This window comes from Streptomyces coryli (assembly GCF_011044975.1).
GTDB lineage: Bacteria > Actinomycetota > Actinomycetes > Streptomycetales > Streptomycetaceae > Streptomyces > Streptomyces coryli.
The window spans coordinates 1-5,803 of record NZ_JAAKZV010000363.1 but is presented as its reverse complement, the minus strand read 5'-3'; the positions used below and the strand labels follow the sequence as shown (position 1 = coordinate 5,803).

Genomic DNA, 5,803 nt, shown 5'->3' with positions numbered 1-5,803 from the left:
GGAGGGGGTAATTCCCCGGGGGCCCTTGTTCCGCGCTGCGCGCGGCGATCGCGCCTGCGGCGCCCGGCCACAAACAAGCCTGTCCGGCGCTTGAGGACAAGGCGCGCAGCGCCGGTATGAAGCCCGGCCGGCGTTTGAGGCCGAGAACGGCCCGCCACCCCGGCGAGGGGCCCGCATCGTGGACTGGCGGGACGCGGGGAGGTGCAGGTCTGAGACACTGGAGGGCGTGATCACCCGAATCGACCTGCGTGGATCCGCCCTGGAGGGCGGGATCGAGCGCGAGCTGCTGCCCCGTGCTGACTTCGATGTCTCGGCCGCCGTGGAAAAGGTGCGTCCGATCTGCGAAGACGTGCATCATCGCGGCGACGCGGCGCTGGTCGAGTACGCGGAGAAGTTCGACGGCGTGCGGCTGGAGAGCGTACGGGTCCCGGCCGCGGCGATCGCCGAGGCGCTGGAGACCCTGGACCCGGAGGTCCGCGCCGCCCTGGAGGAGTCCATCCGGCGGGCCCGGATCGTGCACCGCGCTCAGCGGCGTAAAACCGAGACCACGCAGGTCGTGCCCGGTGGCACGGTCACCGAGAAGTGGGTCCCGGTGGACCGCGTCGGGCTCTACGCGCCCGGCGGCCGGGCCGTCTACCCCTCCTCAGTGATCATGGACGTGGTCCCGGCCCAGGAGGCCGAGGTCCCGTCGATCGCGCTTGCCTCGCCGGCCCAGAAGGAGTTCGGCGGCCTGCCGCACCCCACGATCCTGGCCGCCTGCGCGCTGCTCGGCGTCGACGAGGTGTACGCGGCGGGCGGCGCCACCGCCGTCGCGATGTTCGCGTACGGCACCGAGTCCTGCCCGCCCGCGCCGATGGTGATGGGCCCGGGCAACATCTGGGTGGCCGCCGCCAAGCGCTACTTCACCGGCGTCATCGGCATCGACTCCGAAGCCGGACCGACCGAGATCGCCGTCCTCGCCGACGCCACCGCCGACCCGGCGCACGTCGCGGCCGACCTGATCAGCCAGGCCGAGCACGACCCGCTGGCCGCCTCGGTGCTGGTCACCGACTCCGAGGAGCTCGCCGACGGCGTGGCCAAGGAGCTCGAGGCGCAGGTCGCCGTGGCCAAGCACCGCGACGAGCGGATCGTGCCGGCGCTCACCGGCAAGCAGTCCGCGATCGTGCTCGTCGACTCGGTCGAGGCCGGCCTCGCCGTGGTCAACGCCTACGGCGCCGAGCACCTGGAGATCCAGACCGCCGACGCCGCCGCCGTCGCCGACCGGGTGCGGAACGCGGGCGCGGTGTTCGTCGGCCCGTGGTCCCCGGTCTCCCTGGGCGACTACGCCGCGGGCTCGAACCACGTCCTGCCCACCGGCGGCTGCGCCTGCCACTCCTCCGGTCTGTCCGTCCAGTCCTTCCTGCGCGGCATCCATGTCGTGGACTACACCCGCGACGCGCTGGCCGAGGTGACGCATCACGTCGTCACTCTCGCCAACGCAGAGGATCTGCCCGCGCACGGGGCCGCCCTGAAGGCCCGCTTCGGTTGGAAGGTACCGACGGAACAGTGACCCGAATCGACGATCTCCCCATCCGCGACGAGCTCCGCGGCAAGTCCCCGTACGGAGCCCCGCAGCTCGACGTCCCGGTGCGGCTGAATACGAATGAGAACCCCTACCCGCTGCCCGAGCCGCTGGTCCAGCGCATCGGCGAGCGGGTCACCGAGGCGGCCCGTCACCTCAACCGCTACCCGGACCGGGACGCCGTCGAGCTGCGCACGGAGCTGGCCGCGTATCTGACGAAGACCACCGGCCACGAGGTCGGCCTGGCGAACGTCTGGGCCGCCAACGGCTCCAACGAGATCATCCAGCAGCTGCTGCAGACCTTCGGCGGCCCGGGGCGTACGGCGATCGGCTTCGACCCGTCGTACTCGATGCACTCGATCATTTCGCGCGGCACCGGCACCGGCTGGATCTCGGGCGCGCGGAACGACGACTTCACCATCGACGCCGAGCGCGCCGTCGAGCAGATCCGCGAGCTCGCCCCCGACGTCGTCTTCATCTGCTCGCCGAACAACCCGACCGGCACCGCCGTCGGCCGCGAGACGGTCCTCGAGCTGTACGAGGCCGCCCCCGGCATGGTCGTCGTCGACGAGGCGTACAACGAATTCAGCCACGGCGACTCGCTGCTCGACCTGCTCGACGGCCGCCCGAATCTCGTCATCACCCGCACCATGTCGAAGGCCTTCGGCGCCGCCGGGCTGCGGCTCGGCTATCTCGCCGCCGACCCGGCCGTGGTCGACGCGGTGCAGCTGGTGCGGCTGCCGTACCACCTGTCCTCGGTCACCCAGGCCACCGCGCTCGCGGCCCTGGAGTACACCGATACGCTGCTCGCCTACGTCCAGCAGCTCAAGGGCGAGCGCGACCGGCTGGTCACCGAGCTGGAGGCGCTCGGCTGCGAAGTGACCGCCTCCGACGCCAACTTCGTCCAGTTCGGTCGCTTCGAGGACGCGCACGCCACCTGGCAGCGGCTCCTCGACCACGGCGTCCTGGTCCGCGACAACGGGGTGCCGGGCTTCCTGCGCGTCACCGCGGGCACGCCGGACGAGAACGACGCCTTTCTGGACGCCATCCGCGCCACCGTGAAGGAGAACAGCGCATGACCCGCGTGGGCCGTGTTGAGCGCAGCACCAAGGAGACCTCCGTCGTCGTCGAGATCAACCTCGACGGCACCGGCAAGGTGGACGTCGCGACGGGCGTCGGCTTCTTCGACCACATGCTCGACCAGCTGGGCCGCCACGGCCTCTTCGACCTGACGGTCAAGACCGACGGCGACCTGCACATCGACTCGCACCACACCATCGAGGACACCGCCCTCGCCCTCGGTGCCGCCTTCAAGCAGGCCCTCGGCGACAAGCGCGGCATCGTCCGCTTCGCCAACGCCTCGGTGCCGCTGGACGAGTCGCTGGCTCAGGTGACCGTCGATCTGTCCGGGCGTCCTTACCTCGTCCACTCCGAGCCCGAGGGCATGGCCCCGATGATCGGCGCGGAGTACGACACGACGATGACCCGGCACATCCTCGAATCCCTCGTCGCCCAGGCGCAGATCGCGCTGCACGTGCACGTGCCGTACGGGCGCAACGCCCACCACATCGTGGAGTGCCAGTTCAAGGCGCTCGCGCGGGCGCTGCGGTACGCGTCGGAGATCGACCCGCGGGCGCAGGGCGTCATCCCGTCGACGAAGGGCGCGCTGTGACCGGCCTTTCGGTGCTGCTGCTCTTCGTCGGCCTGTTCCTGGCCGGCGGGGCGTACTCCTTCGCCCGGCAGAAGCAGCCGAAGGGCGTGATCATTCTGCTCGCGGCCTGCTCGGTGTTCGCGCTGCTGGCGGGGGTTCTCCGCCTCGACGTCTGGGAGTGAGGACTCGATGAGCAAGAAGGTCGTCGTCTTCGACTACGGCTTCGGCAACGTCCGTTCCGCCGAGCGCGCGATAGCCCGTACCGGCGCGGACGTCGAGATCACCCGCGACTACGACGCCGCCATGAACGCCGACGGGCTGCTGGTCCCCGGCGTCGGCGCCTTCGCCGCCTGCATGCGCGGGCTGCGCGCGGCGCGCGGCGACTGGATCGTCGAACGGCGTCTGGCCGGCGGCCGGCCGGTGATGGGCATCTGCGTCGGCATGCAGATCCTCTTCGCCCGCGGCGTCGAGCACGGCGTGGAGACCGAGGGCATGGACGAGTGGCCCGGCACGGTGTCGGACCTCAAGGCCGACGTCGTACCGCACATGGGGTGGAACACGGTCGACGTGCCGGCGGGCTCGAAGCTCTTCGCGGGCGTGGGCGCGGACGAGCGCTTCTACTTCGTGCACTCGTACGCGGTCCACGACTGGAACTTCGAGGCCACCAGCGCCGCCATGACGCCCCCGCTGGTCACCTGGTCCACCCACGGCGAGCGGTTCGTCGCCGCAGTGGAGAACGGCCCGCTGTGGGCGACCCAGTTCCACCCCGAGAAGTCCGGCGACGCCGGCGCCCAGCTGCTGACGAATTGGATCGAGAGCCTGTCATGACCTCCCCTCTTGAGCTGCTCCCCGCCGTCGACGTCCGCGCCGGACAGGCCGTCCGCCTCGTGCACGGCGAATCCGGTACGGAGACGTCCTACGGCTCCCCGCTGGAGGCCGCCCTCGCCTGGCAGCGGTCCGGCGCCGAGTGGCTGCACCTGGTCGACCTGGACGCCGCCTTCGGTACGGGCGACAACCGCGCGCTGATCTCCGAGGTCGCGCAGGCCATGGACATCAAGGTCGAGCTGTCCGGCGGCATCCGCGACGACGACTCGCTCGCCGCGGCTCTCGCCACCGGCTGCCGCCGCGTCAACCTCGGCACTGCCGCGCTGGAGACTCCGGAGTGGGTCGCCAAGGTCATCGCCGAGCATGGGGACAAGATCGCGGTGGGCCTGGACGTGCGTGGGACGACGCTGCGGGGGCGGGGGTGGACGCGGGATGGCGGGGATCTTTACGAGACGCTGGGGCGGCTGGATTCCGAGGGCTGCGCGCGCTATGTCGTGACCGACATCAACAAGGACGGGACCCTGAAGGGCCCGAATCTGGAGCTGCTGCGCAGCGTCTGCGCCCGTACCGACCGGCCCGTCGTGGCCAGCGGCGGGGTCTCCTCACTTGACGATCTGCGGGCACTTGCGACCCTGGTACCAGAGGGTGTCGAAGGCGCGATCGTCGGCAAGGCCCTCTACGCCAAGGCGTTCACCTTGGAGGAGGCTCTGGAGGCGGTCTCGTGAGCGAAGTCCGGCGGTACGGCTCGGGCAGTCAGTGGGACGAGCGCTTCGGCAGCTCCGGCGCGGTCGAGCTGCCGACCGGCCTGGTGCTGGTCTCCGGCTGCACCTCGACGGTGAACGGCGGCATCGATGCCGGCGGCCCGTACGACCAGGCGATGGCGGCTTTCCAGGTGGCCTTCGACGCGCTGCAGAAGACCGGTCTGGGCCGCGAGGACGTGGTCCGTACCCGCATGTACATCACCCACGCCCGGGACGTCGACGACGTCGGCCGGGCGCACAAGCAACTGTTCGACGACGTGCGCCCGGCGACGTCGATGATCGTGGTCTCCGGCTTCGTCGACCCCAGTCTCGTGGTCGAGGTCGAGGTCGAGGCATACCGAGGAGCGAGCTGAGTTATGACCCTCGCGGTCCGTGTCATCCCCTGCCTGGACGTCGACGGCGGCCGGGTGGTGAAGGGCGTCAACTTCAAGAACCTGCGCGATGCGGGTGACCCCGTCGAGATGGCGAAGCTTTACGACGCCGAGGGCGCGGACGAGCTCACGTTCCTGGACATCACGGCGTCGAGCGGCGACCGGGAGACCACGTACGACGTGGTCCGGCGCACGGCTGAGCAGGTCTTCATCCCGCTGACGGTGGGCGGTGGCGTCCGTACGCCGGAGGACGTGGACAAGCTGCTGCGGGCGGGGGCGGACAAGGTCGGGGTGAATACGGCGGCTATCGCGCGGCCGGAGCTGATCTCCGAGATCGCGGAGCGGTTCGGGCGGCAGGTGCTGGTGCTGTCGGTGGATGCTCGGCGGACGGAGTCGGGCTCGTTTGAGGTCACGACGCATGGGGGGCGGCGGGGGACCGGGATCGATGCGGTCGAGTGGGCGCATCGGGCTGTCTCTTATACACAGCTGACGCTGCCGACGATTACCAAAAAAAAAGCTCGGTATAATCGTGTCGGAATTTTCATCGTATTCTAGAGAACCTATAGAGGTCCGGTCCCTCGAATCTTCTTTCAAATACTGGAGTGGAGAATTAAAATCTGCCATCACTATAACA

The 5,803-nt window shown here is 69.9% G+C and carries 7 protein-coding genes and 1 pseudogene; all 8 read left to right on the top strand.

The window, feature by feature from the left end; genetic code table 11:
- Positions 1 to 226: 226 nt before the first annotated feature.
- Positions 227 to 1,549: a histidinol dehydrogenase gene (gene hisD, locus G5C51_RS39285; RefSeq protein ID WP_165245272.1), complete on the top strand. Its 1,323-nt coding sequence runs from the start codon at positions 227 to 229 to the stop codon at positions 1,547 to 1,549.
- The gene (locus tag G5C51_RS39280; RefSeq protein WP_165245270.1) at positions 1,546 to 2,640 is read left to right on the top strand and encodes a histidinol-phosphate transaminase; all 1,095 of its coding nucleotides are present in this window, start codon (positions 1,546 to 1,548) and stop codon (positions 2,638 to 2,640) included. Before hisD ends, G5C51_RS39280 begins: the two co-directional genes overlap by 4 nt.
- Positions 2,637 to 3,233, top strand: a complete 597-nt coding sequence (gene hisB / locus G5C51_RS39275; protein WP_165245268.1) for an imidazoleglycerol-phosphate dehydratase HisB — start codon at positions 2,637 to 2,639, stop codon at positions 3,231 to 3,233. The genes G5C51_RS39280 and hisB overlap by 4 nt, the downstream gene beginning before the upstream one ends.
- Positions 3,230 to 3,394, top strand: coding sequence for a hypothetical protein (locus G5C51_RS39270; protein ID WP_165245266.1), 165 nt, complete (start codon positions 3,230 to 3,232; stop codon positions 3,392 to 3,394). The genes hisB and G5C51_RS39270 overlap by 4 nt, the downstream gene beginning before the upstream one ends.
- Before the next feature lie 7 nt (positions 3,395 to 3,401).
- Entirely contained in the window at positions 3,402 to 4,040 is a 639-nt protein-coding gene (hisH, locus tag G5C51_RS39265; protein WP_165245265.1) for an imidazole glycerol phosphate synthase subunit HisH, read from the top strand.
- Positions 4,037 to 4,762, top strand: coding sequence for a bifunctional 1-(5-phosphoribosyl)-5-((5-phosphoribosylamino)methylideneamino)imidazole-4-carboxamide isomerase/phosphoribosylanthranilate isomerase PriA (gene priA / locus G5C51_RS39260; protein ID WP_165245263.1), 726 nt, complete (start codon positions 4,037 to 4,039; stop codon positions 4,760 to 4,762). The genes hisH and priA overlap by 4 nt, the downstream gene beginning before the upstream one ends.
- Entirely contained in the window at positions 4,759 to 5,151 is a 393-nt protein-coding gene (locus G5C51_RS39255) for a Rid family hydrolase (RefSeq protein ID WP_165245261.1), read from the top strand. The genes priA and G5C51_RS39255 overlap by 4 nt, the downstream gene beginning before the upstream one ends.
- Before the next feature lie 3 nt (positions 5,152 to 5,154).
- A pseudogene (gene hisF, locus G5C51_RS39250) lies at positions 5,155 to 5,640 on the top strand (imidazole glycerol phosphate synthase subunit HisF); the annotation flags it as partial.
- Positions 5,641 to 5,803: the final 163 nt, after the last annotated feature.